The organism is Streptomyces sp. NPDC034049, from assembly GCF_055575575.1.
The window spans coordinates 306429-323745 of record NZ_JBVISJ010000004.1 but is presented as its reverse complement, the minus strand read 5'-3'; the positions used below and the strand labels follow the sequence as shown (position 1 = coordinate 323745).

At 71.8% G+C, this 17317-nt stretch carries 15 protein-coding genes; 5 read left to right on the top strand and 10 right to left on the bottom strand.

The window, feature by feature from the left end; all coding sequences use genetic code 11:
- Positions 1-22 precede the first annotated feature (22 nt).
- The 3 genes from ACZ52C_RS14670 to ACZ52C_RS14660 all read left to right on the top strand — a co-directional run bounded on the left by ACZ52C_RS14670 (position 23) and on the right by ACZ52C_RS14660 (position 2334).
- On the top strand, positions 23-946 hold the full coding sequence (locus ACZ52C_RS14670) for an endonuclease/exonuclease/phosphatase family protein (protein WP_469075060.1): 924 nt from the start codon (positions 23-25) through the stop codon (positions 944-946).
- Between the two features lie 485 nt (positions 947-1431).
- Positions 1432-1713, top strand: a complete 282-nt coding sequence (locus tag ACZ52C_RS14665; protein ID WP_033529757.1) for a hypothetical protein — start codon at positions 1432-1434, stop codon at positions 1711-1713.
- Positions 1714-1857: 144 nt separating this feature from the next.
- On the top strand, positions 1858-2334 hold the full coding sequence (locus tag ACZ52C_RS14660) for an excalibur calcium-binding domain-containing protein (RefSeq protein WP_469075059.1): 477 nt from the start codon (positions 1858-1860) through the stop codon (positions 2332-2334).
- Between the two features lie 371 nt (positions 2335-2705).
- Here the strand turns inward: ACZ52C_RS14660 and ACZ52C_RS14655 are convergent, their stop codons facing one another.
- The 3 genes from ACZ52C_RS14655 to ACZ52C_RS14645 form a co-directional block, all read right to left on the bottom strand.
- Positions 2706-4571 (bottom strand): rhamnogalacturonan lyase, encoded by a 1866-nt coding sequence (locus ACZ52C_RS14655; protein WP_469075058.1) that lies wholly within the window; start codon positions 4569-4571, stop codon positions 2706-2708.
- Between the two features lie 150 nt (positions 4572-4721).
- The gene (locus ACZ52C_RS14650) at positions 4722-5474 is read right to left on the bottom strand and encodes a class I SAM-dependent methyltransferase (protein WP_469075057.1); all 753 of its coding nucleotides are present in this window, start codon (positions 5472-5474) and stop codon (positions 4722-4724) included.
- A gap of 5 nt (positions 5475-5479) precedes the next feature.
- Complete coding sequence (locus ACZ52C_RS14645; protein WP_469075056.1) at positions 5480-5785, bottom strand: 4a-hydroxytetrahydrobiopterin dehydratase; 306 nt, start codon at positions 5783-5785, stop codon at positions 5480-5482.
- A gap of 129 nt (positions 5786-5914) precedes the next feature.
- Between ACZ52C_RS14645 and ACZ52C_RS14640 the strand changes: the two genes are divergently transcribed.
- Positions 5915-6784, top strand: a complete 870-nt coding sequence (locus ACZ52C_RS14640) for a helix-turn-helix domain-containing protein (protein WP_469075055.1) — start codon at positions 5915-5917, stop codon at positions 6782-6784.
- A 3-nt stretch (positions 6785-6787) separates the two neighbouring features.
- On the opposite strand, the gene ACZ52C_RS14635 is transcribed toward ACZ52C_RS14640, so the two are convergent.
- On the bottom strand, positions 6788-7225 hold the full coding sequence (locus ACZ52C_RS14635; protein ID WP_469075054.1) for a hypothetical protein: 438 nt from the start codon (positions 7223-7225) through the stop codon (positions 6788-6790).
- A 218-nt stretch (positions 7226-7443) separates the two neighbouring features.
- Between ACZ52C_RS14635 and ACZ52C_RS14630 the strand changes: the two genes are divergently transcribed.
- A complete protein-coding gene (locus ACZ52C_RS14630; protein ID WP_469075053.1) occupies positions 7444-8307 on the top strand; it encodes a helix-turn-helix domain-containing protein in 864 nt (287 codons plus the stop codon).
- Positions 8308-8363: 56 nt separating this feature from the next.
- Here the strand turns inward: ACZ52C_RS14630 and ACZ52C_RS14625 are convergent, their stop codons facing one another.
- The 6 genes from ACZ52C_RS14625 to ACZ52C_RS14600 all read right to left on the bottom strand — a co-directional run bounded on the left by ACZ52C_RS14625 (position 8364) and on the right by ACZ52C_RS14600 (position 17205).
- Positions 8364-9485, bottom strand: coding sequence for a lipid II:glycine glycyltransferase FemX (locus tag ACZ52C_RS14625; protein ID WP_469075052.1), 1122 nt, complete (start codon positions 9483-9485; stop codon positions 8364-8366).
- Positions 9486-9593: 108 nt separating this feature from the next.
- Positions 9594-11450, bottom strand: coding sequence for a molecular chaperone DnaK (dnaK, locus tag ACZ52C_RS14620; RefSeq protein WP_469075051.1), 1857 nt, complete (start codon positions 11448-11450; stop codon positions 9594-9596).
- A 123-nt stretch (positions 11451-11573) separates the two neighbouring features.
- Positions 11574-11999 carry an OsmC family protein gene (locus ACZ52C_RS14615; RefSeq protein WP_012999567.1) on the bottom strand — a complete coding sequence of 142 codons (426 nt, stop codon included), beginning with the start codon at positions 11997-11999 and terminating at the stop codon, positions 11574-11576.
- Positions 12000-12115: 116 nt separating this feature from the next.
- The gene (locus ACZ52C_RS14610) at positions 12116-13927 is read right to left on the bottom strand and encodes a vWA domain-containing protein (protein ID WP_469075050.1); all 1812 of its coding nucleotides are present in this window, start codon (positions 13925-13927) and stop codon (positions 12116-12118) included.
- Positions 13924-14985 (bottom strand): ATP-binding protein, encoded by a 1062-nt coding sequence (locus ACZ52C_RS14605; RefSeq protein ID WP_469075049.1) that lies wholly within the window; start codon positions 14983-14985, stop codon positions 13924-13926. The genes ACZ52C_RS14610 and ACZ52C_RS14605 overlap by 4 nt, the downstream gene beginning before the upstream one ends.
- Before the next feature lie 93 nt (positions 14986-15078).
- Positions 15079-17205: a phage holin family protein gene (locus ACZ52C_RS14600; RefSeq protein WP_469075343.1), complete on the bottom strand. Its 2127-nt coding sequence runs from the start codon at positions 17203-17205 to the stop codon at positions 15079-15081.
- Positions 17206-17317 lie beyond the last annotated feature (112 nt).

The following is a 17317-nucleotide window of genomic DNA, read 5'->3' as shown; positions in this document are numbered from 1 at the left end:
GACCTTCACAGAAGGAGCCCCTGTGCCGAACCACAGCCGCGTCACGCGCCGACTGGGTCTGAAGACCGCCCTCGCCGCGGCGGTCCTGCTGCCGTTGTCCCGCACCACCGGACTGTCGGGCGAGCCCGCCGTCGCGGAGGAGAAGAAGGAGGAGGCCACCGCGGCCCCGCCTCTGGCGACCATGTCCTTCAACCTGCGTTACGCGAGCACGGTGCAGCCCAACAGCTGGGCGGTGCGCAGGCCGGTGATGCGGACACTGCTGCGGCAGGAGGCGCCCCATGTCATCGGCACCCAGGAAGGCCTCCACCAGCAACTGCTCGACATCGAGGCCGACCTCGGCGCGGACTACCGCTGGATCGGCACGGGCCGCGCGGGCGGCAACCGCGACGAGTTCATGGCCGTCTTCTACGACACCCGCCGGCTCGCGCCCGTCGAGTACCGGCACTTCTGGCTCTCCGACACCCCGGAGGTGCCGGGGTCGAACACCTGGGGCGGCGGCTCCATCAGGATGGTCACCTGGGTGCGGTTCCGCGACCTCCAGGACGGCGGCAGACAGTTCTACGTCCTCAACACCCACCTCGACAACCTCAGCCAGTACGCCCGCGACCGCGCCGCGACCCTGATCACCCAGCGCATCGCCGGGCTCGACCGGTCGCTTCCCCTCGTCGTCACCGGTGACTTCAACGTGGCGGCCCACCGGAACACGGTCTACGACACGATGCTGGGCTCCGGGCTCGTCGACACCTGGGACGCGGCGCCCGAGCGCAACGACCTCTACGCGACGTTCCACGGCTACCGCCCGCTGACCCCGGGCGGCGACCGCATCGACTGGATCCTGACCACCCCGGGCATCACGGTGCACCGGGCGGCCATCAACACGTTCGCGTCCGGCGGCCAGTTCCCCAGCGACCATCTGCCCGTCCAGGCGTCCCTGACGCTGGGCTGAGGAGCTCGGCGGAGTCCATGGCGGGCCGGGGTGCCGACCCGCCACGGACCGGCGCCCTACGGCGTAGCCGTCGGCCTGGGCGCCGTCGGCAGGTCGGCGCCGATGAAGAAACCGGTGTGCGTGGGCGGCCGGCTGTAGGCGGTGTTCTGCCAGGCCGTCCCGTGCGTGCTACCTGGGACGGCCCACCCTGGACCCGACCATGCCAGCCCCGAATGACCTTCGACGCGGGCTCGATCTCGCCCTCGGTGAGGGTCTGCGAAACGCGACCGAGTGGTCTTCGGTCGCGGTCACGCCCGGGCCGGGATGGAGACCAGTCGAAAGCTGACGGCTCCGCTCCGGATGGCAGGCATGGCGGGCCTCCGCGACAGCTCCGCGCAGGACCAGCCTACGACCTCACACCGAAACCTACATATCGGGCAAATCGCCCGAATGGCGACAGTGGGCGTGGGCACTCCAACCAGGGACCCCACAGAACGGAGCACACCATGGTCATCAAGAAACTGCACGACATGGGCATCCGCAGCGAACACGCCTACCTCGCCGCCTTCACCTCCATCGGCCTCTCCATCGCCACCTGGGCGACCAGCCTCAAAGCCGAACCCGTCGGCGGCCTCGCCCGCGCCGACCGCTGGGGCATCTTCGTCGGCGAATGGGCACCCACCTTCTTCGGCCTCGGCGTCGCCCTCTCCCACTACGAGCAGCAGGACGGCACCCTCACCGCCAGCGTCCACGAACTGCGCGAGCGGAAGGAACACCAAGCCGTCTGACAAGGCGCCACACGACTCCCGGGCCCCACTCCTTGCCGGATGGCCCGGGAGTCGCCACGGATAGTCACAGAACAGTCACTACTCGCCCACCCGACGCACCAGGGCACTACCGTCATGCCACCCGAAACACCCCAGGGGGACGACATGACCAGCCCGTACACCACACCGCCCATGCCGCAGCCCGTCAGACCCGCACCCAGATGGGCTCGCAAGCGGTACGTGCTCCCCGCGCTCGGCTTCGCCTTCTTCCTCGGCATCGGCGCCGGCGCCGGCGACCCGCAGACAGCCGACGCGAAGAACACCGCCGCCAAGCCCGGCCCCACCACCACGGTCACAGCCACAGCCACGACGACCGCAGAAACCAAAGCAGAAGCCGCGCCGACTGTGACCGCCACCAAGACGGTGAAGGTCAAGGTGAAGGTCACCGAGACCGTGACCGCTCGGCCCGCCGCGGACGACAACTCCGGCAGCAGCAGTGGGGGCGACACCGGCGGCGGCAGCGCCTACTACTCGAACTGCTCGGAGGCCCGCGCGGCCGGAGCCGCCCTCGTCCACCGCGGCGAACCCGGCTACGGCAGCCACCTCGACCGTGATGGTGACGGTGTCGGCTGCGACAGCTGACATGCGTGCGCCTGCCTCACCGGGGGATGCGAGGCGGGCACGCGGACAGGCCGGCTAGTCCGAAAAGTCCGACAGCGGCGGCAACTCCATCGATCCGTCCTGCGCCAGATGCGGCATGGGCCTTCGAGAGTACCGTCCCCGTAGTCGTAGGTGGATGTCCAGGATCTGCGCTGGGGCCTTTCGCGGTACCTCCTACCAGGGCAGTGGCGTCCTGGCGCGTCTTCCGCAGATCCCGGTGCAGTCCCAGCCGCAGCACAGACTGGCGTGCGTGGGGGGAGCTGCCGGACGCCGGATAGGCAACCTCACACGGCAAAGGCCCCGCATCGGACCGCTTCGGTGCGGGGCCCATGCCGTTTCAGGCCAGGTAGTCCCTACGGCGTGTACACCGTCGGCCGGGGCGCCGTCGGCATGCCGGCGCCGATGAAGAAGCTGGTGTGCGGGGGCTGGTTGTAGGCGGTGTTCTGCCAGGCCAGGCCCGTGCGGTACATCGGGTCGTGGAGCAGGGTCGTGATCTTCGTGCCGGTCTCGATCGGCGTCGAGTAGATCCGCAGCGCCGTGTTGCCGCTGGTGCGCCAGACGACCTCCTCGCGCCAGTCGCCGAGGATGTCGCCGGAGAGGGCGGGGGTGGCCTTGGTGCTGTTGTTCGAGGAGACCCCGGAGCCGGTCAGCAACCGGGTGTCGGCGGAGGTGCCGTACTTGTCGATCCGGGTGCCGTCGAGGAGTTCACGGACCGGGTCGCCGTCCCACCAGGAGAGGAAGTTGACGGAGGAGGGCTCGCGGCCCTTCGTCGCGCCGGCCTCGTCGCGGACGGAGGAGTCGGAGGCCGACCACATCTCGGGCCCGTCGTTCCCGGCGTAGATGTCACCGGCCACGCCCCGGCCGTTGTCGCAGCAGGCGGCGAGCTGCCAGCGGACCGTGCCGTTCGCGGGGTTGATGTACAGCTCGGCGGGCTGGGAGGTGGACTCGGAGACCTTGAAGTACTCCAGGCCGGAGGTCGAGGCGTCCAGATCGCCCAGGTGCTGGGCGTCGCCGTGGCCCGTCCTCGTGGTCCACAGGCCGTTGCCGTTGTCGTCCACGGCCATCGCGCCGTACACGATCTCGTCCCGGCCGTCGTTGTCGACGTCGCCGACGGAGAGGCTGTGCGAGCCCTGGCCGTCGTAGCCCCGGCCGGAGTTGGTGGAGGAGCTGGTGTCGAAGGTCCAGCGGCGGGTGAAGGAGCCGCCCCGCCAGTCCCAGGCCGCGATCACCGTACGGGTGTAGTAGCCGCGCGCCATGATCAGGGAGGGGCGGGCGCCGTCCAGATACGCCGTGCCGGCGAGGAAGCGGTCCACCCGGTTGCCGTAGGAGTCGCCCCAGGACGAGACCGTGCCCCGGGCCGGGACGTAGTCCACCGTCTGCATCGCCCTGCCGGTCTGCCCGTTGAACATGGTCAGGTACTCGGGCCCCGAGAGGATGTAGCCGCTGGAGTTGCGGTGGTCGGCCGAGGAGCTGCCGATCACCGTGCCCGCCCCGTCGACCGTGCCGTCCGCCGTCTTGGCGGCGATCTCGGCCTTGCCGTCGCCGTCGTAGTCGTACACCTGGAACTGGGTGTAGTGCGCGCCCGAGCGGATGTTGCGGCCCAGGTCGATGCGCCACAGCCGGGTGCCGTCGAGCTTGATGCCGTCGATGATCGTGTTGCCGGTGTAGCCGGACTGGGAGTTGTCCTTGGCGTTGGTCGGCTGCCACTTCAGGACGAACTCCAGGGCCCCGTCACCGTCGAGGTCGCCCACGGAGGCGTCGTTGGCCTCGTAGGTGTAGGCGACGCCGTCCGGGGTGGTGCCGCCCGCGGGTGCGCTGATCGGCACGTCCGTGTAGCCGGTGCGCAGTTGCACGGCGTGCACCGAGTCGCCCTGCTCCACGCCGTTCACGATCGCGCGGACCGTGTAGTCGGCCTGGGCGGGGGCGCCGGAGTGGAAGTAGTTCGTCGAGCCGGTGATCGGTGTCGCGTTGACCTTGGTGCCCGCCCGGTAGACGTTGAACGACACGTCGTTCGGGTCGGTGCCGAGCCAGCGCCAGCTGACCAGGTTGCCGCTGTCGACGTGCACGCTGACCACGCCCCGGTCTAGGCGCTCGACCTGGCGGGCGGTGGCGGCCTCGGCGGGCGTGCCGGTGAACGTGGTGAGTCCGGCGGCGACCAGGGCCGCGGTCACCAGCGAGCGCAGGGCTCGGCGTCTGTGGTGCCTGTGCGGGTGCTGCACGTGACGAACCTCCAGATGAGGACGGGCGGGTTCCGCACCTTCAGTCGCCGCCGTTCCCGGCCGCGTTGCCGCATCTTTCGGCCAGTTCCGCCCGTTCGGCCAGTTCGGCCGCGGTACGGCCGAACTGGCCGAACGGGCCGGCCGACTGGATCAAGGAGTTCGTACGGTCTTCCGGAACGCCCGCAGGGTGAACTCCGGGTCCGGGCGCGGCAGATCCTGGTCCGGCAGGGCCGCGAGGCGCAGCGCGAACTCGTCGGCCAGCGGATCGCCCGGCGGCAGCGTGACGAACCAGCCCCGGCGCAGGTCCGCGACCGTGCGGCGGGGGCTGCGTCCCTGGCCGCGGCCGGGGAAGCGGGCCCGGCCGACGGCACGCAGACCGTGCGCGCGGGCGTACTCCTCGACGGCGCCCGCGGGGTCCATCGCCGGGGCCCGGGGCCGGGGGGCCAGTACCGCGTCGATGTCGCTGCCCACGTTGTGGGAGGCGGCCTTGTCGACGGTGGTGACGTACACACCGCCGGGGCGGAGCACCCGCGCGCACTCCCCCACCACGGCCCGTACGTCCTCGGGGCCGCCCAGCAGATGCAGCAGCCACACAGTGGTGACGGCGTCGAACTCCCCGTCCCGGAAGGGGAGTCGGCGGGCGTCGCCGATCACGACCGCGCCGGGCAGCCGGGCGGCGGCCCGGCTCGCCATCGCATGGGTGAGGTCGACCCCCGTGACCTGGGTCCCGGGCCGCGCTGCGGCGATCCGCCGGGTCACGATCCCGGTGCCGCAGGCGAGGTCGAGCAGTCGGCGGGTGCCCTCGGGGACGAGGCCGAGCACGGCGCGGGCGGCGGCCTCGGCACGGAGCTCGCCGCCCCGCAGGGCGTCGTAGTCGCCGGCCTCCTTGTCGTAGTCCAGCACCCGCCTCAGCTCGCCCCGTGGCCGGGGGCGAGCGCCTCCACCCTGCGGGCCAGCTCGATGTCCTTCTCCGTGACGGCACCGCCCGCGCTGTGGGTGTGCACGGTCAGCGACACCGTGTCGTAGCCGAGGGTGAGGTCGGAGTGGTGGCCGAGCTCCTCCTGAACCTGGGCGATGTGCACGACCAGCGCGGTCGCCGCGAAGTGCGAGTCGAGCCGGTACGAGCGGGCGATCCGATCCCCGTCCAGCGACCAGCCGGGCAGCTCCGCCAGCCGGTCCTCGATCTCCTCTTGCGACAAGGGTTCGACGGGCATGACCCACTCCTTCCGGGAGGTCCCCTCCGTGACGTGCGGTCCCTTCCAGCGTGCCACAGGCGGACGGCCGAGTCCCTGGTCAGGAGCCCGGACACGCCACACCCCGACCGCCTCGGCTACGTTCTCCGCATGACCAGTGTCCCGACCAGTGCCCCGACCGGTGCCCCGGGCGGTCCCAGCGCGCCCACCGACCAGGGCGTGGGCCCGCTGCTTCGGGCTTGGAGGGAGCAACGACGCGTCAGCCAGCTGGAGTTGGCGCTGCGTGCGGGTTCCTCGGCGCGGCACGTCAGCTTCGTCGAGACGGGCCGCTCCCGCCCGAGCGAGGAGATGGTGCTCCGGCTCGCCGAGCACCTGGACGTACCCGTACGGGAGCGTAACGCGCTGCTGCTCGCGGCGGGTTACGCCCCTCGCTACCCGGAGACCCCGCTCGACGACCCGTCGATGGGCGCGCTGCGGGAGGGGATGGAGCGGCTGCTGCGGGGCTACGAGCCGTATCCGGCGCTGGTGTTGAACGCGACGTACGACGTCCTGGCCGCCAACCGGGGCATCGCCATGCTCCTCGACGGGATTCCCGAGTCGCTGCTCGTCCCGCCGCTGAACGCGATGCGGCTGACGCTGCATCCCGAGGGGATGGCGCCGCGCATCCGGAATCTGCGCGCCTGGCGCGGGCACCTGCTGGAGCAGATGGAACGGCAGGTCGCGCTGCGCCGCTCGGGGCCGCTGCGGGCGCTGTACGAGGAGGTGGCGGCGTATCCGCTGCCGCCGGGCACGGCCGAGGAAGATCCCGGCGAGGACGCGGGGGCGGGGCCCGGCGCGGAGGGGACGGCCTACTTCGCGCTGCCGATGCGGATCGAGCACGAGGGCCGGCTGCTGTCCTTCGTCTCCTCGGTCTCCACCTTCAACACCCCCATGGACGTGACCGTGGCCGAGCTGGCCATCGAGACGTTCCTCCCGGCCGACCCGGCGACGGTCAAGCATCTGCACGCGCTGTTGCCCTGACGCTCACCCTGCGTCCGCGCCGCCGCCGACCGCGCGCAGGGCGAGGTGCTGGACGGCGGCGAAGCCGGCCACGGTGACGGCCTGGAGCAGCGTCCACACCGCACCCGGCGTGCTCGGCGTGAGCCACAGCGGCAGGGCGACGAGGCTGAGGACCGACCAGGCGAGGTTGGCCTCGATCACCGCCCGTACGGGCAGAGCCGGCGGGCGCTCACGCGTGGCCAGCAGGGCGACACCCGCCGCGTACACGGAGAGGAACGCGCCGAGCCCAAGGAGCAGACCGGCGTCGACGCCGAGGAAGCGGCCGAGGGGGCCGGAGGCCAGGAGGTAGGCGAGGCCGTTCGCTCCGGTCACCGCCGCGTCGGCGGCCAGGAAGCGGCGCAGCATGGTGCGGGGGTCGGTGGTCCGGGCGAGCACGGCGAGCGGGGCCGCAGTGGTAGTCATGGCCATGGCACATCACGCTCCGTCTGGTGGTGGGTGGTGTGCCCTCACCTTGCCCGGCGGGGCGCGCGGCGGTCGATTACCTCCGGGGTCATGACTCGCGTACCCTGCGGGGTCGTCGGACCGCGGTCCGGCGGAGCCGCGTGTTCCGGCTGACTCTGTGAGAGTCCACCGGGGCATGACAGACTGGTGAGGTATCTCGGCGCGTGGGGAGGCGTGGCGTGAGTGAGCGGCGGGCCGCGCCCACCGTGGGTCAGGTGGTGCTCGGAAGACGGCTCCAGGAACTGCGGGAGTCCGCCGGGCTCAAGCGCGAGGAGGCGGCGCGCGTCCTCCGGGTCGCCCCGGCGACCGTACGGCGCATGGAGACCGCCGACGTCGCCCTCAAGATCCCCTACGTCCAGGTCCTGCTGACGACGTACGGCGTCCCCGAGCCGGAGGTCGCCGCGTTCGTGACCCTGGTCGAGGAGGCGAACAGACCGGGCTGGTGGCAGCGGTTCCACGACGTGCTGCCCGACTGGTTCAGCATGTACGTCAGCCTGGAGGGCGCGGCGCATCTGATCCGGCAGTACGAGCCGCACTTCGTGCCGGGGATGCTCCAGACGGAGGAGTACGCGCGGGCCGTGATGGAGGCCGGGACGGTCGGGCAGACCGGACCCGAGACGATCGAGCGGCATGTGTCGCTACGGATGGCGAGACAGAAACTGCTCACGCAGGAGAAGCCGCCGCACCTGTGGGTGATCATGGACGAGACGGCCCTCATGCGTCCGGTGAGCATCCGCGCCCAGGTCATGCGTGACCAGATCGACCGGCTCCTCGACGTCACCGAGAAGGACCATGTGATCCTCCAGGTCTGCGAGTTCGCCAGCGGCCCCCACCCGGGCACCTACGCCCCCTTCTCCCTCTTCCGCTTCGCCGAACCCGAACTTCCCGACATGGTCTACACCGAGTACCTCACCGGCGCCCTCTACCTCGACTCCCGCACCGAGGTGGCCCTCCACCTGGAAGTCCTCGACCACATGGCGGCCCACGCGGCCTCCGCCGAGCGGACCCGCCACCTCCTGAGGCACTACCGCGACAAGTACTGAGCCGTCGCCGCCGACAGCGGGGCGAGGGGCGACGAGTCCAGGGCCACCGGGCGAACTCAGCGACGGGACATGTAGAGCTCCAGCACCTTGTGCAGGAGCCTGTTCAGCGGGTAGTCCCATTCGCCGAGGTACTCGACGGCCTGGCCGCCGGTACCGGCCTTGAACCGGAGCAGTCCCAGCAGGTGGTTGTCCTCGTCCAGGGTGTCGGTGATGCCGCGGAGGTCGTAGACGGCCGCCCCGCGTTCATGGGCGTCGCACATCATCCGCCACTGGATGGCGTTGTTGGGCTGGACCTCGCGCCTGCGGCTGGTGGAAGCGCCGTAGGAGTACCAGACGTGCTCGCCGACGGTCAGCATCGTGGCGGCCGCCAGCAGCTCGCCGTCGTGCTGGGCCAGATAGAGGCGCATGCGGTCCTCGTCCTCGGCCCGCAGCACGGTCCACATCCGCTGGAAGTAGGTCAGCGGGCGGGGGACGAAGCGGTCCCGCTCGGCGGTCTCCTCATAGATCCGGTGGAAGGCGGGCAAGTCCTCGTATCCGCCCTGGACGACCTTGACGCCGGCCTTCTCCGCCTTCTTGATGTTGCGCCGCCACTGCTGGTTGAAGTCGCGCTGGATCTCCTCCGGCGTGCGCCCGGCGAGGGGGACCTGGAACACATGGCGCGGCTGGCCCGCGGCGAAGCCGTCCGCGCCGCCGGGCTCGCTCTGCCGCCAGCCCATCCGGCGCAGCCGGTCCGCGACGGCGAAGGCATTCGGCTCGGTGGCGGTGGCCTCCACGTCCCGCAACCGTCCGGCCCGCGGGTCGGAGATCGCGGCCTTGACCGCGTCCGCGCTCCACCGACGCGAGACGACGGGCGGCCCCATCTTCACCGAGAACGCGCCCCGCCGCTTCAGGTGCGCGAGCATCGGCTCCAGCCACTGCTCCAGATCGGGGTCGGCCCAGTCGATGACGGGGCCCTCGGGCAGATAGGCGAGGTACCGCCGGAGCTTCGGCAACGGCCGCAGGAGCACCAGGCCCGCACCGACGAGACGGCCCTCCCCGTCGAACCAGCCCAGGCTCTCCGCCCGCCAGTCCGGCTTCACGTCCCCCCAGGAGGGGACCTGCATGTGGCTGACCGAGGGACGGGAGGCGACGAACGCCAGATGCTCCTCGCGGGTGATCGCCTGCAGGCGACGGCTCATGCGCAGTGCTCCTTCGCTCGGCGCACCAGCCTACTGAGGCGGACGGCTCGTCCCGGTGCCTCTCGCCCCGGTGTCGGCGTACGACCGTGCGCGCGCCCGCCCGATCACTCAGGTGGCCCCTGACCCACGCTCCTGCTCCTCGTCCACGATCTCCGCGTCGACCACCGTCTCGTCCTCGGCCGGGTCGGGGGGCGGCGGGGTGGTCCGGCCGGCGGAGGCCGACGCGTACATGGCCTGGCCCATGCGCTGGCTGACGGTGGAGAGGTGGTCGGTGGCGGCGCGGAGGGGGGCGGTGTCCTCCGGGTGTTCCAGGAGGCGTTTCACCTCCGCCACCGCGGCCTCCACCTCGGCCCTGCTGTCGGCGGGGACACGCTCCTCGTTGTCGCGGAGGAACCTCTCGGTCTGGTGGGCGAGTTGCTCGGCGTGGTTGCGGGTCTCGGCGGCCTCGCGGCGCCGGCGGTCGTCGTCGGCGTACTGCTCGGCCTCCCGCATCATGCGGTCGATGTCGTCCTTCGGGAGCGCGGAGCCGCCGGTCACCGTCATCTTCTGCTCGCGGCCGGTGGCGAGGTCCTTCGCCGAGACGTGCATGATGCCGTTCGCGTCGATGTCGAAGGCCACCTCGATCTGCGGGACACCCCGCGGCGCCGGCGGCAGCCCGGTGAGATCGAAGACGCCCAGCTTCTTGTTGTACGCGGCGATCTCGCGCTCGCCCTGGTAGACCTGGATGCCGACCGAGGGCTGGTTGTCGGCGGCCGTGGTGAAGATCTCCGAACGGCGGGTCGGGATCGTGGTGTTGCGTTCGATGAGCTTCGTCATGATGCCGCCCTTGGTCTCGATGCCCAGGGACAGCGGGGTGACGTCGAGCAGCAGCACGTCCTTCACGTCGCCCCGGATGACGCCCGCCTGGAGCGCGGCGCCGACCGCCACCACCTCGTCGGGGTTCACGCCCTTGTGCGGGTCCTTGCCGGTGAGTTCCCTGACCAGGTCGCTCACGGCGGGCATCCGCGTCGAACCGCCGACGAGGATGACGTGGTCGACCGCGGCGAGCTTCACCCCCGCGTCCTTGACGGCCTGGTGGAACGGCGTCCGGCACCGGTCGAGCAGATCGGCGGTCAGCTCCTGGAACTGAGCCCGCGTCAGCACCTCCTCCAGATGGAGCGGCCCCTCGGCGGACGCGGTGACGTACGGGAGGTTGATCGAGGTCTCGGAGGAGCTGGACAGCTCGATCTTGGCCCGCTCCGCCCCCTCGCGCAGCCGCTGCAACGCCATCTTGTCGCGGCCAAGATCGCCGCCGTACCGCCCCTGGAAGCGCTTGACGAGGTGTTCGACCACCCGCTGGTCGAAGTCGTCGCCCCCGAGCCGGGTGTCGCCGTTGGTGGCCTTCACCTCGATGACCCCGTCACCGATCTCCAGGAGCGAGACGTCGAAGGTGCCGCCGCCGAGGTCGAAGACGAGGACCGTCTGCTCCTCGGCCCGGTCCAGGCCGTAGGCGAGGGCCGCGGCCGTGGGCTCGTTGATGATCCGCAGGACCTTCAGGCCCGCGATCTCCCCCGCCTCCTTGGTCGCCTGCCGCTGCGCGTCGTCGAAGTACGCGGGGACGGTGACGACGGCGTCGGTGACGTCCTCGCCGAGATACGACTCCGCGTCCCGCTTCAGCTTCTGCAGCACCCGCGCGGACAGTTCCTGGGCCCGCAGGCGCGCACCGTCCACGGAGCCCTCCGCGGGGAACCGCCAACTCGCTTCGCCCATATGGCGTTTGACGGAGCGCGCGGTGCGCTCCACGTTCGTCACCGCCTGCCGCTTGGCGACCTCGCCGACGAGCACCTCGCCGTTCTTGGCGAAGGCCACCACCGACGGCGTGGTCCGCTGCCCCTCCGCGTTGACGACGACGGTCGGCTCGCCGCCCTCCAGCACGGCCACCACCGAGTTCGTCGTACCGAGATCGATCCCGACCGCACGCCCCATCGCCGTCCCCTTCCAGCGGAGTCCGCAAGGATCCGCAAGGTCCGCCAAGTGTCCCCACTACCAGCACAAAACTTGAGCGGGTGCTTGTCAACGGGGCGGAGACGGGGCGCACGAAGCAGGCGGTCAGGCCAGTTCGGCCGTCAGCGTGATCGTCGTGCCGGTCAGGGCCTGGCTGACCGGGCAGTTCTTCTTTGCGCCCTCGGCCGCCTCCTGGAAGCCGGCCGCGTCCAGGCCGGGGACCTCGCCGCGGACGGTGAGGTGGATGCCGGTGATGCCCTCACCGGGCTGGAAGGTCACGTCGGCCTTGGTCTCCAGGCGGGTGGGCGGGGTGCCCGCGCCGGTGAGGCCGTGGGAGAGCGCCATCGAGAAGCAGCTGGAGTGGGCGGCCGCGATCAGCTCCTCGGGGCTGGTCTTGCCGTTCGCCTGCTCCGCGCGCGAGGGCCACGACACCGGCTGCGAACCGATGCCGGAGGAGTCGAAGGTGACGGTGCCGGTGCCCTTGAGCAGCTCGCCTTCCCAGACGGTGTGTGCGGTGCGCGTGGTGGCCACGATGAGTCCTTTCGGTGGGTCGTGTCGCCGGAGTCCCGTTGCGGGGCTCCCGTCGCGGGAGTCCCGTCGCCGGGGTTCCGTGCCCCCATCCGATCACACTCCGGCGCATGGGAGGCTCATCTCACCCTGAACACGGGCCCCCGCGCGGTGAACGGCAGGTGAGCACCCTGTGGAATCAGATACGCGTGCTCCCGCCGCACCCGCAGCACGTCGATCCAGCCGTCCGTGATGACGAGGACCGGCGCGCCCGGCGGGAAGTCGTCGGCGCGGTGCAGCAGGTCGACGCCGGGCTGCAGTTCCGTACCGCCGCGGCCGCGCACCCGCACCCGCCCGGCGATCTCGGTGACCGGCAGGTATCCCGCGTCGTGCGGGGCCGCGTCGCAGAACACGACCCGGGCGGCCGGTACGTCACGGGCCGCGGCGTACGAGGCGATCGCGCCCAGCGCCTTGCCGAGCAGCGTCCGGTCCATGGAACCGGAGGTGTCGAGGACGACGCCGAAGGTGCAGCGGGCGGTCTCCTCGGGCGGGAAGTACCGTCCGGCGCGCGGGATGTCGGGGGTCGCGGACTGGCGGCGCGAGGGGCGCGCGTAGCTCCGGACGGCCTGTGGACGCGGCACGAACTCGTCGAACCAGCGGGCGAGTTGCGCGTCCCAGGGCAGGGGCGGATGGCTGAGGGCCTGGATCTCCTCGACCAGACCGGCGGGCAGGAGGCCGCGTTCCTGTCGCTCGTGCAGGTCGAAGCCCCGGGCCAGGCCCCTGCGGTAGAACTCGTCGAGATCGACGTAGTCGCGCGCCGAGCCGAGCGGGCCGCCGAGGATGTCGCCGACGCCCTTGCCGCGCAGGGTGGCGAGCCGGCGCATCCGGCGCAGATCACCGGCGATCCGGTCGTAGACCTCCTCGGCCGACAGCCCGGACAGCTCGCGGTCGTACAGCAGTCCGTCGGGCATGGTGCCGACCCGCATCTCGCGCAGCCAGTCGTTGATGACGTAGTCGGCGGCGACGTTGAACAGATACGGGTCGCGGGTGCCGCAGCGGTCGCCGTGGCGCAGGGCGGCGTGCAGCATCTCGTGGGCGAGGACGAACCGCCACTCCTCGTCGTCGAACTGGCGGAGCGGGTTGATGTAGATCTCCCCCGCCGCCGCGTCGACGGCCGCGACGGAGATGCCGTGGGCGTGGGCGAGTTCGACGTCGGCGACGATACGGATGCCGGCCGCGATGCCGCCGAGCAGCGGGTAGGAGGAGACGAACCAGCTCAGGGCCTTCTCCCAGGGCCGCATGCGGACCGGCTCGTCGTCCAGGGACGCGCGGCGACCGCCGGCCATGTCCATCGCGGCGGACATCGTGCGGGTGAGGGCGTGCGCGAAGGCGAGCTGCCAGTCCGTGGGCGTGCCCCGCCACTTGGGCCAGGACAGCAGGAGCTGGTCGGGCTCGCCACCGGCCGTCCCGCAGTTGGCGTACGCCGCCGGGAGCCCGCCCTGGCGCCAGCGGGCGGCGAGGCGCTCCTCGTCGCCGTCCGGGTAGCGGGCGGGCAGGTTCTCGGGCGTCAGGCCCACCGGGAAGGTGAGCAGGAACCGGTTGACGGCCACGCAGCGGGCGGCGAGGTCGAACCGGTCGGGCTGGGTACGCGCGCCGTGCGCCGCCGGGACGTGCCCGAAGCCCAGGTGGACGGCGGCGTGGGCGATGGCCCAGGCCCAGGCGTCGGGGGCGGCGAGCCGGTCGGGGTGCGCGTGCAGCACGCCCTCGGAGTCGACCCGGACGAGGCCGGCGCGGGGCGCGAGGTCGCACTTCTCCTTGCGGCAGACGCTGAACCCGACCGCCCGTAGCGCGGGGTTGTACCGCACCGCCTCCAGCCCCGCCTCGAACGCCTCACCGGCGAGGTCGCGCTTCGTCTTCTTTCCGCCCTGTCCCTTGCCGCCGGACGTGCTCACCGGCGGGCCTCCACCAGCCGGGGCATGTCGCGGGCCGCCTCGACCAGGAACCAGGCGGGCAGCACGGGATTGCCGTCGGTGTCGTCGGCGATGACGGTCTGGGCCACCTCGACGGAGATCTCCGCGAGCCGCACCAGCAGGGACTTGGCGCGGTACGCGGTCTGCCGCCCGTTCGCCGACATGTGCTGCTTGCTGACCGGGAGTTCCTTGATCAGCCGGCCGCGGAAGGAGTCGGCGAGGTAGTACAGCAGGTCGCGGTCCTCCAGACGGTGGGGCCAGCCGGCCTCGCCCTTGAGGATCGCCTCGATGCCGAACCGGCTGCGCACGATCTTGACGTAACCGCAGAAGGCCACCGCGTGCGCGGGCGTCAGCGTGCCGTGCGCGAGGACCTTCAGGGTCTCCTCGTCGAGGTCGCGCCCGAAGGAGTGCAGCGCGTCGGAGAGCATGTGCCAGGAGCGGGGGGTGGAGAACGGCTCCTCGCTCTTCGGCGGCTTCGACCACAGCTGGTCCGGGCGGTCGGTGAGGTGGTCCAGGACCCAGGGGTGGATGCCGTTCTGTTCCGCCCAGACCAGCCAGTCCGTCGCCGAGGCCTGGAGGTGGACGTGGGTGAGACGGTTGACCAGGGCGGAGGCGATGGGGCGGGCCAGGGCGTTGTCGGTGGCACGGTTGCCGGCGCCGATGACGATCGAGCCCTTCGGCAGCTCGTAGGTGCCGATACGACGGTCCAGGATCAGCGAGTAGAACGCCTTCTGCACATCCGGGGTGGCCGCGTTCAGCTCGTCCAGGAACAGGCAGTACGGCTCGTCGCGGGCGATCGCCTCCGGCGGGCAGAACACGGAGCGGCCGTCGCGGATCTGCGGGACGCCCATCAGGTCCTCCGGCGCGAGCTGCGTACCGAGGAGGCTCACGCACTCCAGGCCCAGCGACTCGGCGAAGTCCCGTACGAGGGAGGACTTTCCGATGCCGGGGGCGCCCCAGACGAAGACGGGGCGGACGGTGGCGAGGCCGAGCAGCAGCTCGGGGATGCGGGAGGGGGTGACGGTGACGGCTGCCTGCAAGGCGGGGGCTCCAGGGGTTGGTCCTGCGGACGTTGCGGACAGTGTGGGTGACCGCTTCGCTGGAGCGCAGCCGAATTTTCTGTGGCCGGGTGCCTATGCGTCCGCCGGGTTCTGTTCGGGGGCGGGTGCGGGTTCGTCGTGGCCGGTCGCGCAGTTCTCCGCACCCCTGAGGGGCGCGCTCTCGTGGGCCAGGGGTACTTGGGGGCCGTCCGCTTCCCGTAGCCATCGCCTCAGTACGCGGTGGATGTGTTCCGCACCCACCAGGTCCTCGTCCTCTGCGACCGGCTCGGAGAGGGCCAGGGGGGACATCAGGAAGGGGCGGGACTGGCAGCCGCCCAGGCCGCCGTGGGAGCCGATCTGCTCCTCGAAGGCGAGGACCTCGCCGTCGGTGGGGTCGTACCAGGAGTTGACCATGATGTCGGCGGTGTGGGGGAAGCCGTGGGTGCGGCGTACGGCGTCGGCTGCGCCGGGGCCGAAGTCGGCCAGGGGGCCGGGGTGTTCGTCGCTCAGCTCGCCGATCGGGATCTCCGCGCCGTGCGCGCCGAGGACGACGCCGCCGTGCTCCTCGCTGCGGACGAGGACGAACCCGATGCCGGGGTGGTTGGCGAGGGTGGAGAGCAGGGCGGGGTGACGGGCGTCGATCTCCTCGCGGCTCATCCGGTGGGAGACGTCGGGGAAGGAGACGAGGCCGAGGTTGCCGGAGGCCAGGGTGATGGGCTCGGAGCGGCGGGTGAGGCGGTGCTCCTCGACGCCCTCCTCGACGGGGATGCGCAGCGCGGCCCGTACCGCCGCGCGGGCCTCGGCTCCGCTGTGGGTGCGCTGGGCGCGGCGCGGGACGGGCAGGCCGCAGCCGGCGCGGACCAGGTCGCCGAGGGTGAGGCCGTAGCGGCCGAGGAAGGTCTCGCCGGGGCTCTGGCCGTGGTCGGAGAGGAGGACGATCCGGTAGGCGCGCGGGGCGTGTTCGGCGACCTGGGCGATCAGCGCGAGGGAACGGTCCAGGCGCTCGAGGATCTTCGCGGCGTCCCGGCTGTGCGGTCCGGAGTGGTGCGCGACCTCGTCGTACGCCACCAGGTCGGCGTAGATCGCCGCGCGGCCGGCGAACATGTCCCCGATCACCGCGGCGACGACGACATCGCGCTCGACGACGGTCGCGAAGGCCCGGATGAACGGGTAGAACCCGCCGCGCTTGACGCGGGGGCGCTGCTCGGCGAACCGGGCCCGGGTGGACTGGCCGATCTCCCGCAGGACGTCGGCGACGAAGGACATGGCGGTGCGGACGGCGTTGGCGGGGTCGGAGAAGTAGGCGAAGTACCCGGCGCGGGACCGGTTGCGCCGCCCCCGGCGGGCCGCCATCGACAGCACCAGCGCGAGCTGTTCGGCGCCGCCGCTGAAGAGGTTGCCCCGGCTGGCGCCGTCGACGGTCAGCAGACCGCCGTCGCCGGTGCGCTCGACGGCCCGGCGCTGGAGTTCGGCGGCGCTGGAGGGCCGGTTGCAGACCATGACCTCCCGGGTGTCCTTCTCGTACCAGCGGAAGGCGGGCACGTCGTGGTTGGTGCCGTGCAGGATGCCGAGCTGGCTGGCGCCGGTCTGGCTGGACCAGTCGGTGCGCCACGGGGTGAGCCGGTGCGTGGGGCGGGGCCGGGCGGTGCCGGCCGACGCGGGCGGCGGCGCGAGGCCCAGCCACTCGGCCACGGTCGGCATCAGCCCCTTCTCCGTCGCCGCCTCCAGCACGTCGTGGCCGACGCCGTCGAGCTGGAGGAAGACGGTGCCGGGTCCCGCGGGCCCCGGGCGGCCGCCGTGGTGTCTGCGGCGGCGGTAGGCGAGGCGGTACAGACGGCGCCGGTAGGCGTCGTCGTCCCGTACGGCGAGGGCGCCGCCGGTGGCGGAGGCGACGGCGGACATCACCGCGGCGACGACCACGGCGGTCTCGGGCTCGGCCGCGCCCTGTCCGGAGGGGTTGAGCCGCAGGGCGAGCAGGAGCAGGGAGCCGTTGAGGAAGAAGACGAGCAGGCCGAGGACGAGCGCCGGGACCAGCAGCAGGGCCCGCACCAGCAGCGGCCACACCAGCGAGGACAGCAGACCGAACGCGCCGGCGCCCAGCGCGGCGGTCACGGCGATCTGCGTGACGCTCTCGTCGCTCTCGGACTGGAGCCGGAAGTCGGGCAGCGCGCCCGCGAGCACGAGCATGGTCAGCGTGGACACCGCCCATACGGCGAGCATCCGCCAGATCCCGCTCAGCACCCTCCGCCAACGACCACCGCCCACGACCCGGCCACCTTTACCGTCACGATCCTGGGGTCAGCCTGTCATAGGGGGTGGGGGCGCCGGGGTG

Excerpts from the sequence above, each read along its gene's own strand:
- ACZ52C_RS14665 (WP_033529757.1), top strand. The coding sequence starts at position 1,432 with ATGGTCATCAAGAAACTGCACGACATGGGCATCCGCAGCGAACACGCC.
- ACZ52C_RS14660 (WP_469075059.1), top strand. The coding sequence starts at position 1,858 with ATGACCAGCCCGTACACCACACCGCCCATGCCGCAGCCCGTCAGACCC.
- ACZ52C_RS14645 (WP_469075056.1), bottom strand. The coding sequence starts at position 5,785 with ATGCCCGTCGAACCCTTGTCGCAAGAGGAGATCGAGGACCGGCTGGCG.
- ACZ52C_RS14640 (WP_469075055.1), top strand. The coding sequence starts at position 5,915 with ATGACCAGTGTCCCGACCAGTGCCCCGACCGGTGCCCCGGGCGGTCCC.
- ACZ52C_RS14635 (WP_469075054.1), bottom strand. The coding sequence starts at position 7,225 with ATGACTACCACTGCGGCCCCGCTCGCCGTGCTCGCCCGGACCACCGAC.
- ACZ52C_RS14625 (WP_469075052.1), bottom strand. The coding sequence starts at position 9,485 with ATGAGCCGTCGCCTGCAGGCGATCACCCGCGAGGAGCATCTGGCGTTC.
- dnaK (WP_469075051.1), bottom strand. The coding sequence starts at position 11,450 with ATGGGGCGTGCGGTCGGGATCGATCTCGGTACGACGAACTCGGTGGTG.
- ACZ52C_RS14600 (WP_469075343.1), bottom strand. The coding sequence starts at position 17,205 with ATGCTCGCCGTATGGGCGGTGTCCACGCTGACCATGCTCGTGCTCGCG.